The organism is Paraburkholderia sp. RL17-373-BIF-A, from assembly GCF_046030175.1.
Lineage (GTDB): Bacteria > Pseudomonadota > Gammaproteobacteria > Burkholderiales > Burkholderiaceae > Paraburkholderia.
This window is the reverse complement of sequence record NZ_JARESO010000021.1, coordinates 78,323-95,548: the sequence shown is the minus strand read 5'-3', so window position 1 is coordinate 95,548 and position 17,226 is coordinate 78,323. Positions and strand designations below refer to the sequence as shown.

The following is a 17,226-nucleotide window of genomic DNA, read 5'->3' as shown; positions in this document are numbered from 1 at the left end:
CGCGCCACTGGCGCGGGCAGAGCTGATTGCGCACTGTGCGCGTCGAAGCATTGCGGAGCGAATGACGTTGCGCATGCCCGTTATCAGGCGGGGATCACTGGCGCGGGCGCCCGGCGTCGCGGCAAGGCTGCTGGCGTTTGGCGACGCACGTGCCGACGCCTACCGCCGCGCCTTCTCCCCCAACCGCGCCAGCTTTAAAAACCGGTAATACACCGTCTCCGCATTGAACACCGCGATCATGAAACCGGCGCGGCCGTCCAAAAAACCACGGCGCAGCAAGTAAGTCCGCACGAACGCCCATGCACCGCGCCCGAGCGCCTTGCCGAAGCTGCCGCGCTGACCCGCCGCATGACGTTGCTCGGCGCCCGCTGTCGAATACGCATCGAGCTTGCGCAACACGCCTTCGAAGTCCTCGTAGGAGTAGTGCATCAGCTTTCCGGTGAGGCGCTGGGCCGGTGTATCGAACACCAGCCGCTCGTGCACCAGGTCATCGGAGAAACGCGCCGCGCCGCGTCTGAAGAGGCGCGGAATCCAGTCGGGATACCAGCCGCTGTGATGAATCCAGTGGCCGCAAAAACTCGACAACCGGTCTACCGCGTAGACGTCTGCATTAGGGGCGGTAAGCGCCGCGCGAATCGCCGCCGCCAGTTCCGGCGAAACGATCTCGTCGGCGTCGATTGAAAGAATCCAGCTGGTGCTGAGCGCGTCGACCGCGCGATTCTTTTGCGGGCCGAAGCCCGGCCAGTCGGTCTGCTCGATCACGCGGGCGCCATGCGCGTGGGCAATCTCGGCGGTGCCGTCGGTGCTGCCGCCGTCGATCACGACGATCTGATCGGCGAAGGCCACGGCTTGCAGGCATTCAGCCAGCCGCGCCGCCGCGTTTTTGGTGATGATGGCGACGCCGAGGGTGGTTTCTTGCATACCTGAGTAGCGTGAGGGCGGAATGACGGAACGAATCGCGCAAGCGGGTGGCGCCAGGCGAGTGGCACGAGGAGTATACACAGCCAGCCTCTATCCGCCGACGCCCACCCCCAACCGTTTACAATGCTCTTTTTTGATATTCCGCCCGGCCGGCATTCCGTCCGCCGTGCGGTTGCCGTTCCGCATTCTCAGAGGATTCCTTGAGCGCGAAGCCAACGTTAAGCAAACCCATCGGTTCAGGTGAGGCGTCATCGGCCGCCGTCGTCTTTAAACGGCTATGGCCGTATATCAAGCCGCTGATGTGGGTTCTCCTCGGCGCGATCGTCGCGATGGCCGTCAGCGCCGCGACCGACGCGGCGATCCCCGCCTTGCTCAAGCCTCTGCTGGACAAGGGCTTCGGCGCGCATGCCAACGACAAGACCAAGTGGTTCGTGCCGGCCGCGGTGATCGGCCTCGCACTGGTGCGCAGCGTGTCGCAATACGCGTCCGGGTATCTGCTTGCCTACGTGACGAACAAGATCCTGCTCGATCTGCGCCTGAAGATGTTCAGCCGCATGATTCACACGAGCGTCGCGTTCTTCCAGCGCGAAACCGCGAGTACGGTGATCAACGCGATCGTCTTCGAGGTGAACCAGATTCTCAACGTGCTGCTGAGTGTGCTGGTCACGCTGGTGCGCGATTCGCTCACCGTGGTCTTCCTGCTCGGCTATCTGTTCTATCTGAACTGGCGTCTGACGCTGATCGTCGCGGTGCTGCTGCCGGCGATCGGCTGGCTGGTCGGCAAGATCAACCGCCGGTTGCGTCGTTTGAACCGCGAGCATCAACTGCTGACCAATGAACTGTCGTACATCGTCGAAGAATCGGTGGGCGGCTACAAGGTCGTCAAGGTGCACAACGGCGAGCAGTATGAGATGGACCGTTTCGAGGCGATGAGCAAGCGTCTGCGCGGCTATGCCATGCGCATGACCGTGTCCGGCGGCCTCGCGCAGCCGTTGACGCAGTTCCTCGCGTCGATCGCGCTCGCCGTCGTGATCACGATCGCGGTGGTGCAGTCGTCGTCGGATCAGACCACGGTCGGCGGCTTCGTCGCCTTCGTCACGTCGATGCTGTTGATCATCTCGCCGCTCAAGCATCTGATGGACGTGAACCAGCCGCTGCAACGCGGCATGACGGCGTGCGAACTGATCTTCGGTCTGATCGACGAGCCGTCCGAACCGGAAGGCGGCGGCAAGCCGCTCGAGCGCGCGCGCGGCGAAGTGGAATTCCGCGGCGTCTCGTTCAACTACAGCACCAACGCCACGCACAACCGCCACACGCTCGACCAGGTGTCGTTCAGAGTGGCGCCGGGCGAAATGGTCGCACTCGCGGGTCCGTCGGGCAGCGGCAAGACCACGCTGGTGAATCTGCTGCCGCGCTTTTTCGATCCGACCGGCGGCCAGATCCTGGTCGACGGCGTGGCGATCCCCGAATACGACCTGCACGCGTTGCGTAGTCAGATCGCGATGGTGAGCCAGGACGTGGTGCTGTTCAACGACACGGTCGCGAATAACGTCGCGTACGGCCAGGCCGCCGATCCCGACAAGGTCAAGGCGGCGCTGCGCGCGGCCAACTTGTGGGACACCGTCGAGGCAATGCCGAAAGGCATCGATACGCTGGTCGGCGACAACGGCCTGATGCTCTCGGGCGGCCAGCGGCAGCGTCTGGCAATTGCGCGCGCAATCTACAAGGATGCGCCGATCCTGATCCTCGACGAGGCGACCTCGGCGCTGGATTCCGAGTCCGAGCGCCACGTGCAGGCCGCGCTGGAAACTTTGATGAAGGGCCGCACGACACTCGTCATCGCGCACCGTCTGTCGACCATCGAGCGCGCCAACCGCATCCTGGTGATGGAAGCGGGGCGGATCGTCGAGAGCGGTAGCCATCGCGAACTGCTGGCGCAAGACGGACTGTATGCGCATCTGCACCGCATCCAGTTCCAGCAGACCGCGGCCTGAAGCACGACACGTCAATCCGCCATTCGGCTCTCCCTTCACGCGGTCCGCTAGCCGGACCGCGCGTGACCGACCCCCTTAACATTTGACGAGGCGCAGGCGCGCGCTGTCTGAATGAAGAAACTTGGACTCTCCAGTAACGCCTTGCAGCACAGCGGCGGCCTCGAGCGCTACGCCATGGATCTGGTGCGTGGCCTCGCCGCGCTCGGCGTCGAGCCGGCTTTCTTCGCGCGTAGGTTCGACGCGTCGCTGCCGGAATGCAAGTTGGTCGAGCCGCATCGCATCAACGTCTCGTTCCTGCCGGGCAAGCTGCGCGACCGCTGGTTTTCATGGCGCTTGCGCGCGGCGCGGCGCGCGGCGCACGTCGATGTGCTTATTGGCTGCAACCGCGTCGACTCGTCCGAGGTGGCGATCTGCGGCGGCACGCATCTCGGGTTCTTGCGGGCGACGGGGCGCGCGCAGAAGCGTTCGGACCGCTGGCAGATTGCGCTCGAGCGCCGCCAGTACGAATGCTCGAAAGTCGTCGTGGCGCATTCGCAGTTGATGCACGACGAACTGCGCGAACTGTACGGTGTCGACGAAGCGAAGATCCGCGTGCTGTATCCGCCCGTGGACGGCACGCGCTTCGCGCCGACCGATGCCGCGACGCGCTCCACCTTGCGTCACAAATATGGTTTCTCCGACGACGAGATCGTCCTGCTGTTCCCGTCGAGCAGCCACGAGCGCAAGGGGCTGCCGCTCATCGAAGCCGCGCTGCGCGACACGTCGCTGCCCGTGGTGGTGGCCGTGGCCGGGCGGCCGCCCGCGCGCACATCCGAGCGGCTGCGCTATATCGGCTATGTGAAAGAACTCGCGGAGTGTTACCAGGCTGCGGACTTCACGATCCTCGCATCCACATATGAGCCGTTTGGGCTGGTCGGTATCGAATCGGTGATGTGCGGCACGCCGGTCATTTTCCCGTCGAGCATTGGCTGCTGCGATGCGATCGCCCCGCATGCGAAATTCGTGTTCGCGCCGAACGACCTGGCCGACCTGCGCGCCACTCTCGAACGGGCAGTGCGCGCGAATCGCGACGGCACGCGTCGCGCGTCGCCGGAACTCGCCCGCGACGCGGTGCTTTATGACGCAAGCGTGACCGCTCACGTGAGCGCGCTGTTGACGCTGGCTCGGCAGATCGACGCCGCGCGTTAGAGACCGCCACGCCCTTGTCACAGAAGGGGCGGGCGGGCCGCCTGGCGCGGTTTTGCGTCGTTCCGCGGCAGGGGCGCATGTTATAATTTCAAGCTATCAACGCTCGAACTCAACTCGAGCCGAACACCCACTTATTTCATCGAGCTTTCCATGCCGGCCTGGACAGGCGGTGGGCAAAAGGCGGCGCGTCCCGAGCCGCGCCAGCCCGCCGCGACGGGGCCGTCGCCGCTGCACTGGAGGCCTTCGGGACGAATACCGCTGGAGATTGTGCATGGCGAACGCGACCTCGCGCCGGGTATCGGCGTACAGCAAGATCGCGGCGGGAACCCACGCGCCGATGAGCCTATGAGTCGGCTTGCCGGGCGTCTTCATATTTTTGCGCGGGCCATCCCGCGACTGCTGATCAAGCCATTGCGCCGCGAGCCACGGCACCCGCGCCGTATCCTGATTGCGCATCATCTCTTGCTGGGCGACACGCTGCTGCTCACGCCGCTGCTCGCCAAGTTGCGCGCGCAACATCCGCAAGCGCAAATCGTTCTCGCCTGTCCGAAGGCGATCGTGCCGCTGTATGCCGGGCGGCCTTTCGACGTCACTGCCTTGCCGTTCGATCCGCGTGATGTGAAGTCGGTGCGCGACGTTTTGCTTTCCGGACCCTACGACCTCGGCATGGTGCTCGGCGACAATCGTCATAGCTGGCTTGCGTTGGGCGCGGGCTGCCGCTGGATCGTCGGACATGCGGGCGATCGGCCGGCCTGGAAGAACTGGCCACTCAACCGCGGCGTGCCGTATCCCGACGCTGCGGCGGCCTGGGCCGACCTCGCCGCGGAACTGATCGACGGGCCGCCGCCGCGCGCCTACCGGCCGAGCGACTGGAGCGCGCCGCAACACGCGGCGCTGCCCGAACCGTCGCTGCTGACGAAGCCTTACGTCGTGCTGCACCCGGGCGCGAGCACCAGCGTCAAACGCTGGCCCAACGCGCGCTGGCGCGAGCTTGCGCAACGCGTGGAAGCACTCGGCTACCTGCCGGTATGGACCGGCGGTCCGGGCGAAGCGGAACTGATTCGGGCAATCGACCCGGACCCGCATCATCCGAACCTGGCGGCGCGGCTCGGGCTCGGCGAGTTATGGCATCTGTTTGCCGGCGCGCAAGCCGTGGTTTGTCCCGATACCGGCGTCGCGCATCTGGGGCGCCTGATTGGGGTGCCGACCCTCGCGCTGTTCGGGCCGGGCAACGCGCTGATTCACGGCGCGGGCCGCTATTGGCGCGAGGTGCCCTTCGTGCCGATTACGATCGCTGATATGCCGTGCCGCGATCAGCCTTTTATTTTCCGCCGCGAGGTAGCATGGGTGCGCCGCTGTGATCGCAACGAGACGACCTGCGTCGCGTGGCGCGGTGACCATGCCGACTGTATGGGCCGGCTGTCGGTCGAGTCGGTATACAACGCATTGCAAAATGTTCTGGTGAAAGTGTAATGACTCACACGGCTGCGCGAGTGGAGCGCGTGTTCTGGGTTGCCTGCCCGGTCATTCTGTTTGTGGTGATGTTCGGCCACATGACGGCGATCGTCTTCAATGCGCTCGCCCTGATGGCGCTCGGCGTGGTGGCGGCGGCCTGGTCGCCGGACCGGCCCTCGCTATGGCACTGGCCGCTGGCGCTGCCTATCGCGGGCTGGGCTGCCTGGAGCCTCGCCTCGGTTTCGTGGTCCATGTATCCGATGATCAGTCTGCACGCGTGGTGCGACGAAGTGCTCTATCCGCTGGTGTCGTTCTGGGGCTTCTGGCTATTCGGCACCCAGCTGCGGCGGCCCGCGCCCGTGGTGGCCGTCAACTGGATCGCCTGCGTGGCGGTCGCCTTGATCAGCGCGCTCAATTGGGGGCATCTGCAGCCGCCCACCGCCAATACCTTCCCAATGCACTTCTATAACCGCGTCGGCCACACCAGCACGCTCGCGGTATTTGCGATGGCGCTCTTCGCGGGCTTCTTGCTGCGGCCGCGTTGGCGCGTGATCGGCGCGAGCGGCATCGTGCTGTGCCTGTTCATCGGACTGGCAACGCTCAACCGGTTCTTCTGGCCGGCGGCCGCCGCGACGTTGCTGGTCGCGCTGTTCCCGCTGTACCGGCGTCGCCTGCCGCTGGCGTTGCTGGTCATTGCCGTGGTGGGCGCGGCCGGTGTCGGCACGCTCGAACTCAGTTCCCGCTTGCGCACGGCGGCCCTGCCCCCTGCCACGCAGTTACACGATCTGGCGATCGAGGGTCATCAGGTCTATGTGCCAGGCTCGCTGTCCGCGATCGGCGACACGGTATCGGCCGACACGCGTCCGAAGCTGTGGGCGTTTTATGTCGGCGAGGCCGAGCGTCATGCGTGGGTCGGCGTGGGCTTCGGCAAGCCGCTGCCGGGTATCGTCTATCGCAGCGAAATGCCGGCCAGTTTGCTGGCGGTCGAACCGCAAGCGCTGACGCATGCGCACAACCTGTTCATCAACACGTGGCTGCAGACGGGATTCATTGGTGTGGTGCTGCAGACCGTGCTGTTGCTGTGCCTCGTCGCGCGTTTCTGGCGGCTGCGGCGGGTCAAGCCCTGGCTGTGCGCCGCGGGCATTGCGCTAGTGGCCGGCATGATCGCGAAAAATACGACGGACGATTTCATGTGGCAGACCACCATGCTCGCGTTCTGGGCTTTCGCGGGCCTGCTGCTGGGCTGCGCGGAGCAGGCTCGCGCGCCAGGCGGAACGTCGACCGAGACTGCACGTGGGCAATCCACGGTGGCACGCAGTGAACAGCGGCGCGAAGCGCCGACAGCAGAGTTGGGCGAATAACCTTGATGACGAACGTGAACCCTCACTCTATTGAAGCTGACCGCACCCCGCTGCGCATCCTGTTTCATATCAACGATTTCGGCAAAGGCGGCACCGAGACCGCGTTGCTATCGTGGTTGAAGACGCTCGACCGGCGGCTGTTCGCGCCGAGCCTGTCGGTGGCTTACCCGACCGACGACCTGGCGTTCTGGCGCGCGCAGTCGATTCCCGATGACGTGCCCGTCCACGTGCTCGCCTCGTCGAAGTGGATGTACGCGCTGCATCAGGCGGCGCGCGGGCGCAAGCTGGGGGCCGGCGAGAAGTTATTGCACAAGCTGTTGACCTACGGCGTGATCCGGCCGCTGGCGGCGCTGCGTATGCGGCGCCTCGCGAAGCAGCACGATCTGGTCTGCGATTTCGATTTTTCGCTGCGTCATATGGCTGGCAGTTGCAATGTGCCCTGGTTCGGTGTGAACCATTTCAGCCTCGCGGCTCGGCTCGGCGGCAAGAGCGAGCGGTACATCGCCCGGCGTGTGAGGCACTATGCGCGTTACTCGGCGATTACCGTGCTGATCCCTGCCATGCTGGACGAGGCGCGCGAACTCTTTTCGACAGCCGGCCAGGACATGGACATTGTCGAATTGCCGAATGTGATCGACGTCGACGCGCTGCGGCACGCGGCGCGCGCGGAGATCAAGCGTCCGGCTGAATCATTCATCGTTTCCGTGGCGCGTCTGGACGAAGGTCAGAAGGACCACAAGACCTTGCTGCGAGCCTACGCCCAACTACGCGAGCGCGGCCGCTGCGAGGCGGCGCTCGTCCTGATCGGCGAGGGGCGGGACCGGCGCGAGCTCGAGCAACTCGCCGACGCACTGGGGATCGGTGCATCGGTGCAGTTTCTTGGCTTCTGTGCCAATCCGCTGCCCTATATCCGGCAGGCAGAAATGCTCGTCTTGAGCAGCCGCTACGAGGGTTGCGCCGTGGTGCTCGGCGAGGCGATGGCGCTCGGCACGCCGGTGCTGTCGGCGGATTGCCCGACCGGTCCGCGAGATATGCTGGAGGGTGGCAAGGCCGGCCTGCTGGTGCCGGTCGGCGACGTGGACGCAATGGCGCTTGCCATCGAGCGCCTGCTGACGGACACCGAGCTGCGCCGGAGTCTCGCGCAAGCCGCGCTGCAAAAGGTCGAGACGTTCACGCCCCCACGCGCCAATCAGCGGATGCTGGAGTTGGCGTTGCGCCTGCTGGCGAAGCACGACTCGCCGTCGGGCGTGCAAACAGCTCACTGAAGCGCAAATCAGCGCAAGCCAGAGATTCACACGCCGCCGGTCACCAGCGGCAACACCGTCAGGTCTGGATGCGTGCCTTCCACGATGCTGCGTCCCACGTGTATGCCTTCATAGAGGGCTTCGTCTTCGCCGGCGAAGCTCTCTTCGCCGTCGGGGTGAAATGGAACCGCGTGGCCGGGAATGGCCGGATCCGCGCCCGGATGGCAAACGTAGCCGATATACGTGTAGCGTTTATTCGCCGCGGTCGGCGTGTGCCCTTCCTTGGGCGGGTTTTTCAGAAACGGCGCTACGTGAATCTCGAAACCCTCGTATTCCACCATTTGCCAGGGTGCGGTTTCATCGGCCATGGCCGCCTCCGTCTAGTCACGTGCTTGTCAAAAAGTCTAGGTGATTTCAACGTAAAGCGCGTTCAAAACGGATCCGGCTAAACCATTACTGCTTGATGGCGCCGAGCTGTTTGAGCAGCGTCAGATTGTCTTCGAGATGCCAGTTTTCGACGATGCGGCCGTGCTTCACGCGATACAGGTCGAAGGCCTGGAAGTCGACGGTCTGGCCGGTGCCTTTGAGGTTCTGGAACTGCCCGGTGAAGTGACCGCGGAAATGCAGGTGAACCGAGGCGCGGTCGCCGGCCACCACCAGGTCGTCGATTTCCGCGTGCAGGTCGGGCACCGCCGCGCGAAAACCCTTCGACGCTTGCAGCGGACCTTCAGGGCCTTGCGGGCGTCCATCCGGCAAGGTGCGGTCGACAAAGACGGGCGACAGCGCGAGCTTCGCGTAGGCTTCGTCGCCGGTGTTCCAGAAGGCGGCGTAGCGGCGCGCGGTCCGCACGACTTCAGCGCTTTGCGCCGAGTTCGACGCAACCGCGACGTGGTGTGGCACGGGCAGGTCCGCGTCGCTTGCGGCGTGGGCGCTCAAGGCGCCGGCGAGGCTCGCGGCGAGCAGCAGATGACGGGCGATTCGGGACAGGGAAGAGGTGGACATGGCGCGTTCCAGAGAGCGTTGAAGTGGATGAAGCGCATTCTCCAGCGTAAGGCCGTGTTTGATAATCGGTCTGTCGCTTAAAGGATTTGCTATCCATATTTGAAAATCAGCCGTTCGGTGCTGAGTGCGCGAACGAAGTAACAGAGTCCGTCGGGCCGACCGCGCGACGTCTATCGTCAGATAGAATGGTGCGCTTTGCCCGTACACGACTCTGCCCATGTGGTTCAAAAACCTTCAGCTTCACCGTCTTCCCGCTCCGTGGTCCGTCACCCCAGAACAGATGCAGAAGTGGCTCGCGCCGCACGCGTTCGCGCCCGGCAACAGCGTCGAGATGCAAAGCCATGGCTGGGCATCGCCGCGCGATAACGACTCGCTGGTGTACTCGCTCAATGGCCAGATGTTGCTGGTGTTTCGCGCCGAAAAGAAACTGCTGCCGGCGTCGGTCGTCACGCAAGTGACCAAGGAACGCGCGCTCGAACTCGAGGATCAGCAAGGCTTCAAACCCGGCCGCAAGCAAATGCGCGAACTCAAGGAACAGGTCACCGACGAACTGTTGCCGCGCGCCTTCAGCATTCGCCGCGACACGCGCGTGTGGATCGATTGCAAGAACGGCTGGCTCGTGATCGACGCCGCTTCGCAAGCGGTCGCCGATGAAGTGCGCGGCCTGCTGGTCAAGTCGATCGATCAATTGCCGCTCGGCACGGTGCGCGTCACGCACTCGCCGGTCGCGGCCATGACCGAATGGCTGCTCTCAGGCGTTGGTCCCGCCGGCTTCACGCTCGACCAGGACACCGAATTGCGCTCGCCCACGGAAGGCAACGCGACCGTGCGTTATGTGGGACATACTTTGGATGCCGAAGATATGCGCCGTCATATCGAAGCCGGCAAGCAATGCATGCGGCTCGCGATGACGTGGAACGATCGCGTGTCGTTCGTGCTGACACCGTCGCTGACGATCAAGCGCATCGCGCCGCTCGACGTGCTGAAGGAAGCGAGCGACCCCACCGCGCAAAACGACGACGAACGCTTCGACTCGGACGTCACGTTGATGACCGCCGAGCTCGACCGCATGTTGAGCGATCTGCTCGACGCATTGGGCGGCGAGCAGGGCGGCGAAGCGATGCCGCAAGCCAGGGCGGCGTAAGCAGCTTCTGGTTTTCTGGTTCGTTGCAGGCCGGCGCGTTGAAGTCTATCCGCGCCGGCCTTTTTCATGCCTGATCGATTGATCGCGAAAGCGCATCGGCATGAGCGGCACAAAGACGCTTGAGCGAGGCACGGCGAATGTGCGCTTTCGCTTCGTGGTTCACGGGGGACCGTTGCGCGTCCACGCCGCGAAAATGGTTAAGATGGCGATCAGCAGAACGCATCAGTCACGGAGGACTCGCAATGGTTCGTCTGGTCATGATTCTGTTGGGCGTCGATTATCTGCGCACGCGCTGGCGATCGTTGCGGATCGTCGGTTGCATCAGTGTGCTGTTCGGCGTCTTCGTGTTCAGCGACGCGCTCGATGGCGCGCTCTATTTTCCCATCACCCCGTTCGTCTCGTTGCTGTTGCTCGAAGGCCTCGCCACGCTGGCCGTCGCCTGGACCGGCATGGGCGGGCAACGCACGCTGCGCTATGTGAAGGGCATCGGGTTCACCACCGCGGCCGCGCTGATTCTGGTCGGCCACCAGCACGGCAACTTCATTCTGTCGATGATCTTCGGCACGCTCTTTCTCGCCGATGGCCTCTTGCAGATCGTCTCGGCCAAAGTGGTTCGCTTTCGCACGTGGCGGCTCGCGATGATCGGCGGCGCCGTCGAAATCGCGCTGGCAATCTTCTTCTATCAACCCTATCCGACTCACTACGTCGGCACGGTGCCGTACTGTGTCGGACTCGGCCTGATCTTTGGCGGATGGAACATGATCCTGCTGAGCGCGCGGGTGCGGCGGCTCGCGACGAACCCCGCGGTGGTCGCGAGTAATTCCGCGGCGGATGCCGGCATTGCCGCGGCGAGCGCGCTCGCCGCGAGCCGTCTGATTGCACATGAATGGGACGGCCCGCCCGCCGCCGACGAAGCCGCTTTGACCGTGCACGTGTGGACGCCGGTCGGTTCGGCCAAGGGCGAAGCACGTCGGCAATTGATCGTGGATCGCTATATCGCGGCGGTGGATCGCAACGGCGTGATATCGACCGGCCATGCCGCGCTCGAATCGCCCGAGGGCGTCTACATTAGCCTGTATCCGGGTGTCGAGATCGATCGTTCGCCCGACGACTTCGCGCGGCTGCTGCGCGCCACGCGCGAGAACGACGTGCCGGGGCTATTCCAGCCCGATTACCCGACCGAATCGAAAGCGTGGTGTCCGTCGACGGTTCAGGTGCGCATCCGCAACTACGATCCGGTGCGCTTGCGCCGCTTCTGGGACACGTATCGACAGGACACGACGTACAACCTCACGCATCGCAACTGTTCGAGCAGTGTCTCGCGCGCCCTGGAGGCGGCGATCGAAGGCGCCTCGTCGCGTGTGTGGGGCGACCTCGGCGGCTGGCAGCCGTTTCTGCGCGTGATCTCGACGCCCGAACTTTGGGTCGCCGCGCAAGTGCGCAAGCGAGCCGCGACGATGGCGTGGACACCCGGCCTCACGCTCGACTACGCGCGCGCTCTCAGCATGCTGGCCGACCCGCGGCCTTCGGGTTGGGTCAAGATGGCGCGCCTCGCGGTGCGCCGAATGGTTCGCTCGCGTCAGCAATGGCGCGAAGAAGCCCGTCACGCGCACGTTGCCGACGACGCGGCGCGCGGCACGGTGCGCGAATGACGCGCGCTCGGCGCAAGCGCTGCTCAACTTCGGCGTCACGGTAAAAATGGCAATCGCATCAACAGCTTGCGGTTTTTGCCGGATAGTTATGCACAGATTTGCGAACAGATTCTGTTGATAACTTTTTTGCCGCGGTGAAGCGGTCTCACAGACTCGGTTAAGTTTTAACTCAGCAAGCTACTGGGTGGCACGCGGGGTTCGATTCGGGGCACTTGTTATTCGACGGGGGTGACGGGTTTCAGCAAACCTTAGATGCTCCGGTGGCTTCTTGGACGACATGAGCGGCGTCGCGCCAGAAGTAGCTGTCATTGTCTTCATTGCGGGTCTCAGGAATAGACCTCTGGCCGATCTCGGCATGTCACTGACTAACGTCTAGCCGCATTCTGCTTGATGTCAAACATACCCGTCACGACACCGCGACTTCCGCCTTGGGCATTCTGCACCATGTATTCCTGCTTCACCTTGGCAAACGACAGACGAACTTGTTCATAGCTCGCGGACATTTCGACACCGGTGATGACAACATCGCTCATGGTGATTCGCAGGAAGTCAAACGACACGCCGCGCGCTTTGCGCATGGTCAGGACGACCGTGGGGATATGTTTGCCGGTCAAACAGTACGTCATCAGATTAGGGCTCGCCCGGTCTACATCATGAAAGAACACAAGGTCTTCAACCGTGGCCTTGCCCGCGCCTCCGCCAGATCCCGACATCGCGGATGCTTGCTGGGACATTTTCCAGGTCCAGTTCGCAATCTGGATCTCGTCAGGGTGCGCCGCGTCCTGTGATTCCCCCGCGATGCCATCGATTTTGATAAAAACGTCATTTGACATTTGAAGGTCTCCGCTTACGCCACTCAACAGTGCGAGTCACAATCAACACAAGAAGCAGTGCTACAAATAAAGAGAGAAAGAACGCGGCGCCGACAAGGAAGTCGCCAATCGCTTCATCACCATAAATATGAAGTGCAGAGGTCGTGTAAAACACTGCACGATCCATGAAACTCGAAAACAGAAACATGCCAATAGGTATGTTGACCAATATGGCCACGCCTGCCACCGCACCGCACCGGATTGCAAATTTTTTGATATTCATTGGACGTCGACCGTGCCATATGCGAAACCCTTCCCACCCGGCAGAGCTATGGGTGTCGTGTGAAGAAGCCGATCTCTCAGTCTGTAGAACGCAACCGGATCGGCCAGTGTGATGCAGCCTTCGCTGAGATTTTGTCTACCGTGCGGATGAAGTCGGAAGTTACCCCGCTTCACGCCGTCCACGAACGTCCAGTCGTCAATTTCGTCATCCGCCTTGAATAGTGCAAACCATTTACCGCGTTCGGTATGGTTGTAGATGTCATAGGCCCATGTCTTGATGTGTGAAAAGATGCCGCCCGAGCCCCGATCTACGATGTAGTAATGACCGGGCGGAAGTGGGCCAACATCACGAATAGCCGCGGCGGCGGGATTATTCTTACCGTTGCCGTCTCCCGAGAAAGCCGCAAAGTCACCAACACCGTCGCAATGCAACGTGGACATGGGCTTACTATTGAGGCGGAATGTACATGTAACCGGCAATCTGTCCTCCGTTGTTCGGCCGATTGCTCCGGATCATTCAAAAAAACGGGGATGTATGGAATCGGACAAATCCGAGAGTGCGGAGGGCGAGCAAGCGGGCTATGCGATCCGCACAGGACATTCTTCCCCGCGCACCGACCGCAAAGCCTTGAGGGCCAACGTTTCAGCGCCTAGCGAGAAAATGCTCCACAGATCTGCGAACGGATTCTGGTAATAACTTCTCCCGCGCGACGCCGCGGCCAAATGAGTGCTTTCAACCAATATGGCGGGTGTATGCTGAACCCGTCAGTTTGTCGTGCAGAGCACTCGACCACACCGCAAGCCGGCCGTGGCTCATTAGGATCAAAACCGCGCCGCGCGCTTTTCGCCTGCGGCGGCCGCGGCTTTTTAAAAGCGTGAACGCGATGGACAGGATGAACCCGGCGGCATCCATCGGGCGGTCGGATGAATGAGCCGCAGCGCTTCACGGTGCGCCACGTCAGTGTCTACCGCTACTCGGAACCTGTGCGTTTCGGCGAACATCGCATGATGTTCAGGCCACGCGCGAGCCACGATTTGCGGCTCGTCACGAACAAGCTGGTGATCACGCCCGCGCCGTCGCGGCTGCATTGGCTGCACGACGTGTTCGACAACTCGGTGGCGGTCGCGAGTTTCGCGGAGAAGGCGAGCGAATTGCGCTTCGACAGCGAAGTGACGCTCGAGCACTTCGAAGCGCCCATGCCCGACTACGCGCTCGAACCGTACGCGGTGAACTGGCCGTTCGCGTACACCAACGAGGAGGCTTCCGATCTCGTGAACGCGCGCAGCCGCCAGTATCCGGACAGCGACGTGGACGAGTGGGCGCGCCGTTTCGTGCCGACATCGGGTGTCGCTGCAAAGAGCGGCGAAGGCGGCAAGAACAGCAAAAGCGGCGGCACGGGCAGCGGCACGATGGCGCTCCTGCGCGCCATGACGCTCGAAATCAAGAGCTCGTTTTTCTATGTGCGCCGCACGGAAAAAGGCGTGAACCGTCCCGGCGACACCTTGCGCAGCCGCAGCGGCAGTTGCCGAGATTTTGCCGTGCTCATGATGGACGCGGTGCGTTCGCTCGGCCTCGCGGCGCGCTTCGTGAGCGGCTATATATTCGTGCCCGAGCATGACGCCACCCAAGGCGGCGGCGCGACGCACGCATGGTTGCAGATCTATTTGCCGGGCGCCGGCTGGGTCGATTTCGATCCGACCAACAGCATCGTCGGCAACCGCCATCTGATTCGCGTGGCGGTGGCGTGGAACGCCTATCAGGCGCTGCCGTTGTGGGGCACGTGGCACGGCGCGCCGCATTCGTTTCGCGGCTTGCAGGTGGACGTGAGCGTGACAGAAGGCGAATGACGGCGAAGCAAGGCGGATAAGAACGAATGAACGCGCGCCGAAGATCGCGGCGTGTCGAATTAAAACGCGTATGCGGGGAGTGCCGTTTCGGGCGGCTCGCCGTGCGCGTCAACTGAACGTTTCAATTGGAAGAGGGCGTTGCGATGAAATTGCGCGTTGGCTACGAGCTGGTCTATGAGTGCGTGCAACCGACGCCGATGATGCTGATGTTGAACACCCACTATTCGCATGCGAAAGAGGTCCTGAATCCGGATTTGCTGGTGGTCGATCCACCGGTGCCGATCAGCCAGTACCGCGATTCGTTCGGCAATCTGTGCAGCCGGCTGGTGGCGCCGCCGGGAAAAATTGCCTTTTCGACGAGCGCGGTGCTGGAGGTGTCGTCCGAGCCGGAGATGCGCCCGCCCTACACCGAACAGCATCCGGTGGAAATGCTGCCTGACGATACGCTGGTGTTTCTGCTCGGCAGCCGCTATTGCGAAACCGATCTGCTCTCCGAATTCGCGTGGCAGACCTTCGGCAAGCTGCCGCTCGGCCGTGGGCGTGTGGATGCGATCTGCAATTACGTGCACAACCACATCGTGTTCGGTTACGACTTTGCGCGTCCGACCAAGACCGCATGGCAGGCCTGGCAAGAGCGCAAAGGCGTGTGCCGGGACTTCGCGCATCTGGCGGTGGCGCTATGCCGGGCCATGAATATTCCGGCGCGATATTGCACAGGCTATATCAGCGATGTCGGCTTGCCACCGCCGTACGCGGCGATGGATTTCGCCGCGTGGTTCGAGGCGTATATCGGCGGATGCTGGCAGACGTTCGACCCGCGCAACAACGCGCCGCGCACGGGGCGCGTGCTGATGGCGCGAGGGCGCGACGCGGCCGACGTGGCGCTCAGTAACGCGTTCGGGCCGACGCAGTTGCTAAAGTTCGCGGTGGTGTGCGAGGCTGTCTAGCTGCGTTGCGGATAAAGACCTAAAGCTGCCCGAGCGCTGCGCAACCCGCACTCGATATTAACAACGGCATTTAGGCATTTAGGCATTCAGGCATTCAGGCATGCCGGCGCGGCGTCATTCCCCGAGCGCCAGCGCGCGCTTCCTTCGCACCAGCGCCGCGCCGATCGACACGGCCGCGCCGATGCCGCCCATCGTCAGCGACAGGGTCACGATCAGCGGGCCGGTTTGCGTGCGCGCCGAGAACACGCTGACCAGCAGGCCGGCGAGCGGCTGTGTCATGTTGTTGAGAAGGATCACCACGCCGGTTGTCTTGCCGTAGTCCTGCGGCGGAATGATTTGCTGCCGCGCGCTGCGAATGTAGACGTTGAACATCTTGTCGAAGCCGACGATCAGCAGGAAGCCGAGTGCATAACCCCACGGCGCCGCGCTCGCGCCGGCGATCACGCCGCCCGCGCAGATCGAGACGAAGGCGACCAGGCCCAGGGCGCGCGCCGGCCATGCGGCGCGTGCGATCGTCAGCAGAATCAGCACCGTGGCCACGGCGCCGGCTGTTTGCAGTCCGGCATAGTAGTGATTCGATTGCGCGTGAAGGCCGGTCACCATGGCGGCGGACGTGGCGAGCGTCACGCCGATCACCAGATTTTCGGCGGCGGCGAGCAGCACGACTTTCTTCAGGCCAGGCAGCACCAGCACATGACGCAGCGCGATGCGCAGCGGCAACGTCCAGTGACCCGGAGCCAAGGCCGGCGGCTCGGCGGCGCGAAAACCGCTCGCGCGTTGCCACAGCAGTAGCGCGCCATCGGCGAGGAGAAACAGCACGCCGGTTGCACCGACAACCCATTCCCAACGCCACAGACCGAGCAGCAACGCGGCGAGCATCGGACCGAGCACGAACCCCAACTGATCGGCCAATTGCGAGTAGGCGAGCACGCGCTGAAACTGCTGCGTGCTGAAGATTTGCGGCAGCATGACTTCACGCGCGACGAGACCTTGGCTCGTCAACACGCCGCACACGGCAGAGAGTGCGATCAACCAGCCGATGCCGCCAAATAGCGCGTAAGCGATTACGCCGCCGAAACAGGCCAGCGCCCGCACGGTCTGGCTCACGCGCATCAATCTGAGCGGCGAGATGCGGTCGCACAAGGCGCCGAAGAAGGGAAACACCAGATAGCGGGGCAGCGTTTCGATAAAGAACGCGAGCCCCGACCACGAGACCTGGTGCGTGGTCTGGAAGACGACGAGCGGCACGAGAAACAGCAGGACCTGATCGGCGAGACGCGCGACAAACAGCGAGCAGAAGAAAGCCTGATGATTGACGCGCACCGTTCATGTCCCGCCGATTATGGGTCGAGACCGATCCTATCAAAGATAGCGCG

16 protein-coding genes are annotated in these 17,226 nt (G+C 63.2%); 9 read left to right on the top strand and 7 right to left on the bottom strand.

Annotated elements, in window-relative coordinates:
* Positions 1-159: 159 nt before the first annotated feature.
* On the bottom strand, positions 160-921 hold the full coding sequence (locus tag P0D80_RS25225) for a glycosyltransferase family 2 protein (protein ID WP_408287287.1): 762 nt from the start codon (positions 919-921) through the stop codon (positions 160-162).
* A 200-nt stretch (positions 922-1,121) separates the two neighbouring features.
* On the opposite strand from P0D80_RS25225, the gene msbA reads away from it, so the two are divergent.
* The 5 genes from msbA (at position 1,122) to P0D80_RS25200 (ending at position 8,184) form a co-directional block, all read left to right on the top strand.
* Entirely contained in the window at positions 1,122-2,915 is a 1,794-nt protein-coding gene (gene msbA / locus P0D80_RS25220; RefSeq protein ID WP_132375345.1) for a lipid A export permease/ATP-binding protein MsbA, read from the top strand.
* 111 nt (positions 2,916-3,026) lie between these two features.
* Positions 3,027-4,103, top strand: a complete 1,077-nt coding sequence (locus P0D80_RS25215) for a glycosyltransferase family 4 protein (RefSeq protein WP_408177987.1) — start codon at positions 3,027-3,029, stop codon at positions 4,101-4,103.
* Positions 4,104-4,448: 345 nt separating this feature from the next.
* Entirely contained in the window at positions 4,449-5,576 is a 1,128-nt protein-coding gene (locus P0D80_RS25210; RefSeq protein WP_408287367.1) for a glycosyltransferase family 9 protein, read from the top strand.
* Positions 5,576-6,919 carry an O-antigen ligase family protein gene (locus tag P0D80_RS25205; RefSeq protein WP_408287282.1) on the top strand — a complete coding sequence of 448 codons (1,344 nt, stop codon included), beginning with the start codon at positions 5,576-5,578 and terminating at the stop codon, positions 6,917-6,919. Before P0D80_RS25210 ends, P0D80_RS25205 begins: the two co-directional genes overlap by 1 nt.
* Positions 6,920-6,924: 5 nt before the next feature.
* Complete coding sequence (locus P0D80_RS25200; protein WP_408287280.1) at positions 6,925-8,184, top strand: glycosyltransferase; 1,260 nt, start codon at positions 6,925-6,927, stop codon at positions 8,182-8,184.
* 26 nt (positions 8,185-8,210) lie between these two features.
* On the opposite strand, the gene P0D80_RS25195 is transcribed toward P0D80_RS25200, so the two are convergent.
* Positions 8,211-8,531, bottom strand: a complete 321-nt coding sequence (locus tag P0D80_RS25195; protein ID WP_132375335.1) for a hypothetical protein — start codon at positions 8,529-8,531, stop codon at positions 8,211-8,213.
* 85 nt (positions 8,532-8,616) lie between these two features.
* Entirely contained in the window at positions 8,617-9,165 is a 549-nt protein-coding gene (locus P0D80_RS25190; RefSeq protein WP_408287278.1) for an ester cyclase, read from the bottom strand.
* 217 nt (positions 9,166-9,382) lie between these two features.
* Between P0D80_RS25190 and P0D80_RS25185 the strand changes: the two genes are divergently transcribed.
* Together P0D80_RS25185 and P0D80_RS25180 are read left to right on the top strand one after the other, a co-directional pair.
* A complete protein-coding gene (locus tag P0D80_RS25185) occupies positions 9,383-10,309 on the top strand; it encodes a recombination-associated protein RdgC (RefSeq protein ID WP_132375331.1) in 927 nt (308 codons plus the stop codon).
* Positions 10,310-10,551: 242 nt separating this feature from the next.
* Positions 10,552-11,961, top strand: a complete 1,410-nt coding sequence (locus P0D80_RS25180) for an HdeD family acid-resistance protein (RefSeq protein ID WP_408287274.1) — start codon at positions 10,552-10,554, stop codon at positions 11,959-11,961.
* A 365-nt stretch (positions 11,962-12,326) separates the two neighbouring features.
* Here P0D80_RS25180 and P0D80_RS25175 read toward each other — a convergent pair whose 3' ends face one another.
* The 3 genes from P0D80_RS25175 to P0D80_RS25165 are packed head-to-tail and all read right to left on the bottom strand — an operon-like array spanning position 12,327 to position 13,496.
* Positions 12,327-12,794: an Hcp family type VI secretion system effector gene (locus P0D80_RS25175; RefSeq protein WP_408287272.1), complete on the bottom strand. Its 468-nt coding sequence runs from the start codon at positions 12,792-12,794 to the stop codon at positions 12,327-12,329.
* Entirely contained in the window at positions 12,784-13,056 is a 273-nt protein-coding gene (locus P0D80_RS25170) for a hypothetical protein (RefSeq protein WP_408287269.1), read from the bottom strand. Before P0D80_RS25170 ends, P0D80_RS25175 begins: the two co-directional genes overlap by 11 nt.
* Positions 13,053-13,496 carry a DUF2778 domain-containing protein gene (locus P0D80_RS25165; protein ID WP_408287267.1) on the bottom strand — a complete coding sequence of 148 codons (444 nt, stop codon included), beginning with the start codon at positions 13,494-13,496 and terminating at the stop codon, positions 13,053-13,055. Before P0D80_RS25165 ends, P0D80_RS25170 begins: the two co-directional genes overlap by 4 nt.
* A 483-nt stretch (positions 13,497-13,979) precedes the next feature.
* Here P0D80_RS25165 and P0D80_RS25160 point away from each other — a divergent pair, with 483 nt between their 5' ends.
* Both P0D80_RS25160 and P0D80_RS25155 read left to right on the top strand, forming a co-directional pair.
* A complete protein-coding gene (locus P0D80_RS25160) occupies positions 13,980-14,903 on the top strand; it encodes a transglutaminase family protein (RefSeq protein WP_408287264.1) in 924 nt (307 codons plus the stop codon).
* A gap of 143 nt (positions 14,904-15,046) precedes the next feature.
* Positions 15,047-15,850 carry a transglutaminase-like domain-containing protein gene (locus P0D80_RS25155; protein ID WP_132375320.1) on the top strand — a complete coding sequence of 268 codons (804 nt, stop codon included), beginning with the start codon at positions 15,047-15,049 and terminating at the stop codon, positions 15,848-15,850.
* A gap of 114 nt (positions 15,851-15,964) precedes the next feature.
* Here P0D80_RS25155 and P0D80_RS25150 read toward each other — a convergent pair whose 3' ends face one another.
* Positions 15,965-17,173, bottom strand: a complete 1,209-nt coding sequence (locus P0D80_RS25150; RefSeq protein WP_408287261.1) for an MFS transporter — start codon at positions 17,171-17,173, stop codon at positions 15,965-15,967.
* Positions 17,174-17,226 lie beyond the last annotated feature (53 nt).

Coding starts and splice junctions, on each gene's coding strand:
- P0D80_RS25225 (WP_408287287.1), bottom strand. CDS start 921: ATGCAAGAAACCACCCTCGGCGTCGCCATCATCACCAAAAACGCGGCG.
- P0D80_RS25215 (WP_408177987.1), top strand. CDS start 3,027: ATGAAGAAACTTGGACTCTCCAGTAACGCCTTGCAGCACAGCGGCGGC.
- P0D80_RS25210 (WP_408287367.1), top strand. CDS start 4,449: ATGAGTCGGCTTGCCGGGCGTCTTCATATTTTTGCGCGGGCCATCCCG.
- P0D80_RS25205 (WP_408287282.1), top strand. CDS start 5,576: ATGACTCACACGGCTGCGCGAGTGGAGCGCGTGTTCTGGGTTGCCTGC.
- P0D80_RS25200 (WP_408287280.1), top strand. CDS start 6,925: ATGACGAACGTGAACCCTCACTCTATTGAAGCTGACCGCACCCCGCTG.
- P0D80_RS25195 (WP_132375335.1), bottom strand. CDS start 8,531: ATGGCCGATGAAACCGCACCCTGGCAAATGGTGGAATACGAGGGTTTC.
- P0D80_RS25190 (WP_408287278.1), bottom strand. CDS start 9,165: ATGTCCACCTCTTCCCTGTCCCGAATCGCCCGTCATCTGCTGCTCGCC.
- P0D80_RS25185 (WP_132375331.1), top strand. CDS start 9,383: ATGTGGTTCAAAAACCTTCAGCTTCACCGTCTTCCCGCTCCGTGGTCC.
- P0D80_RS25180 (WP_408287274.1), top strand. CDS start 10,552: ATGGTTCGTCTGGTCATGATTCTGTTGGGCGTCGATTATCTGCGCACG.
- P0D80_RS25175 (WP_408287272.1), bottom strand. CDS start 12,794: ATGTCAAATGACGTTTTTATCAAAATCGATGGCATCGCGGGGGAATCA.
- P0D80_RS25170 (WP_408287269.1), bottom strand. CDS start 13,056: ATGAATATCAAAAAATTTGCAATCCGGTGCGGTGCGGTGGCAGGCGTG.
- P0D80_RS25165 (WP_408287267.1), bottom strand. CDS start 13,496: ATGTCCACGTTGCATTGCGACGGTGTTGGTGACTTTGCGGCTTTCTCG.
- P0D80_RS25160 (WP_408287264.1), top strand. CDS start 13,980: ATGAATGAGCCGCAGCGCTTCACGGTGCGCCACGTCAGTGTCTACCGC.
- P0D80_RS25155 (WP_132375320.1), top strand. CDS start 15,047: ATGAAATTGCGCGTTGGCTACGAGCTGGTCTATGAGTGCGTGCAACCG.